Origin of the sequence: Kocuria sp. ICS0012, from assembly GCF_001665945.1 — a bacterium.
Lineage (GTDB): Bacteria > Actinomycetota > Actinomycetes > Actinomycetales > Micrococcaceae > Kocuria > Kocuria marina.
The window spans coordinates 1-3,371 of record NZ_LZMM01000042.1 but is presented as its reverse complement, the minus strand read 5'-3'; the positions used below and the strand labels follow the sequence as shown (position 1 = coordinate 3,371).

At 69.7% G+C, this 3,371-nt stretch carries 4 protein-coding genes; all 4 read left to right on the top strand.

Annotated elements, in window-relative coordinates; genetic code table 11:
• Window positions 1-43 precede the first annotated feature (43 nt).
• Window positions 44-1,357 carry a Mur ligase family protein gene (locus A5728_RS06795; protein WP_064846328.1) on the top strand — a complete coding sequence of 438 codons (1,314 nt, stop codon included), beginning with the start codon at window positions 44-46 and terminating at the stop codon, window positions 1,355-1,357.
• 9 nt (window positions 1,358-1,366) lie between these two features.
• On the top strand, window positions 1,367-2,098 hold the full coding sequence (locus tag A5728_RS06790; protein ID WP_064846327.1) for a type 1 glutamine amidotransferase: 732 nt from the start codon (window positions 1,367-1,369) through the stop codon (window positions 2,096-2,098).
• An 86-nt stretch (window positions 2,099-2,184) separates the two neighbouring features.
• Window positions 2,185-2,946: a YebC/PmpR family DNA-binding transcriptional regulator gene (locus A5728_RS06785; protein ID WP_064846326.1), complete on the top strand. Its 762-nt coding sequence runs from the start codon at window positions 2,185-2,187 to the stop codon at window positions 2,944-2,946.
• 91 nt (window positions 2,947-3,037) lie between these two features.
• Window positions 3,038-3,371, top strand: a 334-nt coding sequence (locus tag A5728_RS06780) for a crossover junction endodeoxyribonuclease RuvC (protein ID WP_231885547.1), incomplete at its 3' end; no start/stop codon positions are given.

Here is a 3,371-nt window from a genome sequence, read left to right as displayed (position 1 = left end):
GGCCCCGGACCGCCCCGCCGGGCGAATCCGCCCGCTCACTAGGATGGAGACCATGTCCCGACCACTCGTACGTGTCCTCGGCCAGGGGGTGCGCTGGGCGTCGAGCCTGCGCGGCGGTGGCTCCGCCTTCCCCGGCCTGGTCATGGAGAAACTGCACCCCGGGTTCGTCGCGGAGGAGCTCGCCAAGCTGCCACTCGGCGTGGTGGTGATCAGCGGCACCAACGGCAAGACCACCACGACCAAGATGACCGTCCAGTTGTTGCGTTCACAAGGACTGCGCGTGTTCACCAATCGCACGGGCTCCAACTTCGTGCGCGGTGTCGCGGCGTCCCTGCTCGCGGAGATGGACGCGTTCGGTCGGCTCGTGGCGGACGTCGCGGTGCTTGAGCTGGACGAGGCCCACGCGGTGCACTTCGTGAAGCAAGTCCGGCCCCGGATCTCGCTGTTGCTCAATGTGATGCGGGACCAGCTCGACCGGTTCGGGGAGATCGACACCACGCGCCGGATGCTGAGCCAGGTCGCGCGCGCCACCACGGGCACGATCGTGCTCAACCGCGAGGACCCTCGGATCGCGAGCCTCGCCCAGGACGTGACCGAGGACACCGCCGTGAGCTGGTTCGGGCTCTCGGACGCACTGCGCCCCATGTTCCCGTCCGACGACGACATGCGTGACGGGCTACGGCAGGTGGACCCCGGCGCCCAGGACTCGGACGTGCCGTCCGCGCGTCGGCCCGACGCCGACGTCGTGCTCGAGGCCGTGAACGCGCGCAGCGTGGAACTCGACGTGCGCGGGCGCAAGCACGACGCCACGGTGGACCTGTACGGCGTCTACAACCAGTACAACGCCGCGGCCGCCCTCGCCACGAGCTTGCAGGTGCTCGGCGACGCCGCGGACGTCCCCTCCCTGGTGGCCGAACTGGGGGAGGTCACCCCGGCGTTCGGTCGCGGGGAGACCATCACGGTCCAGGACAAGCCCCTGCAGTTGCTGCTCGTGAAGAACCCCGCGGGCTTCCGGCTCTCCCTGGCCTCGGCCTCCGCGCAGGACTACGCCACGATGATCGCGATCAACGACCAGTACGCGGACGGCCGGGACGTCTCGTGGCTGTGGGACGTGGACTTCGACGCGCTGCGCGACGGCGGCGTGGACATGGTCTCGGGCGTGCGCGCGTGGGACATGGCGCTGCGCCTGGACTACGACCTCGTGCGCGTGGCCACGGTGGAACCGGACCTCGAGGACGCGTTACGCCGGTTCATCGCGGACTCGGGGGAGCGCCCCATGAGAATCTTCTGCACGTACACGGCCATGCTCTCCCTGCGCAGGATCCTGGGCGACATGACGCACGTGGCGGCCATCTAGGAGGACACCGTGGCACACGACACCGCCGGGGCGCTGCGCATCGTGCAGCTCTACCCCCGGGACATGAACATCTACGGCGACTGGGGCAACACACTCACGCTCAAGCGCCGCGCCGAACGCCGCGGCCTCGAGACCGAGATCGTGGACTACAACCCCGGCGACCCGTGGCCCGAGAACGCCGACCTCTTCGTGGGCGGCGGAGGACAGGACTCGGGACAGTTCCGCGTGGCCGACGACCTCGCCGTGGTGGCACCGCGACTGCACGAGGCCGTGGCCCGAGGCGTGCCCATGCTCGCGATCTGCGGGCTCTACCAGCTCTTCGGGCACAGTTTCCGCACGGGGACCGGGGAGACACTGTCCGGGATCGGGATCTTCGACCTCGAGACGGTGGCCGGTCCGGAACGGCTGATCGGCAACATCGTGACCGAGTCCGCGGACCTGGGCACGATCGTCGGCTACGAGAACCACTCGGGGCTCACCCACCTGGGCGCCGGGCAACAGCCCCTCGCGAGTGTCGTCTCGGGGGCCGGCAACAACGGGCAGGACGCCACGGAGGGTGCGCGCACCGCGAACGTGCTGGGCAGCTACCTGCATGGGTCGCTGCTGCCCAAGAACCCGCGCGTCGCGGACTTCCTGCTCGCGGCGGCGCTCGAGCTGCGCGGCGAGACCCTGCCGGAGGGGGAACTCGACGACACGCTCGCCCAGCGCGCCCGCGACGTCGCCGCGTCGCGCCCGCGCTGACGGGCCCCGCCCCGCGCTCGTTATCATGGAGGTCGATCCGTGTCCGGTCCGCAGGGGCCGGACGCATTCTTTCGAGGAGGTCATTCATGTCAGGTCACTCCAAGTGGGCCACGACCAAGCACAAGAAGGCGGCGATTGACGCCAAGCGCGCCAAGGCGTTCGCCAAGTACATCAAGGGGATCGAGGTCGCGGCCCGCATGGGCGGCGCGGACACCTCGGGTAACCCCGCACTCGAACTCGCGGTCTCCAAGGCCAAGAAGAACTCGGTGCCCAACGACAACATCGACCGCGCGATCAAGCGCGGCGCCGGGCTCACGGGCGAGACGATCGACTACACCGAGATCCTCTATGAGGCCCGCGGCCCGCAAGGCACCGCGCTGTACATCGAGTGCCTCACGGACAACAAGAACCGCGCGGCCTCCGAGGTGCGCGTGGCCGTGACCCGCCACGGCGGCACCATGGCGGACTCCGGTTCCGTGGCGTACCTGTTCGAGCGCAAGGGCGTGGTGGAGGTCGCCAAGACGGACGGTCTCACCGAGGACGACGTCCTGATGGCCGTGCTCGACGCCGGCGCCGAGGAAGTGCTCGACGAGTCCGACGACTTCGAGGTGGTCAGCGAGGCGACCGACCTGCCCGCGATCCGCACCGCCCTGGACGAGGCCGGTCTCGAGTACAACAACGACGACCCCCAGTTCCGCCCCACCATGAAGGTGGACCTGGACGCCGAGGGCGCTCGCAAGTTCCTCAAGCTCGCGGACGCGGTCGAGGAGCTCGACGACGTGCAGAACGTCTACTCGAACGCCAACATCCCGGCCGAGGTCATGGCCGTGCTCGAGGACGACGAGTAATTCCGTGAGTCCCGTGGTGGCCCGGCAGTCCCAACAGCGCGTGCTCGCGGTGGACCCCGGTCTCACCCGGTGCGGTTTCGCCGTGGTGGACATGTCCGCGCAGCGAACCGGAACGTTCGTGCACGTCCAGGTGAGCGGGACGCGCGCGCACGAGGCCCTCGAACACCGCGTGCTGTCGATCATGCGGGCCGCCGAGGAACTCATGGACCGCTTCCGCCCGGACGTCGTGGCCGTGGAACGCGTGTTCGCGCAGAACAACGCTCCCACGGTCGTGGGCACGGCCCAGGCCACGGGCGTCGTGATCGCCGCGGCCGCGGCGCGGGGCATCCCGGTCGCGTGGCACACCCCGTCCGAGGTCAAGGCCGCGGTCGCCGGGGACGGCTCCGCGGACAAGGAATCGGTGAACCGCATGGTCGTGCGCATCC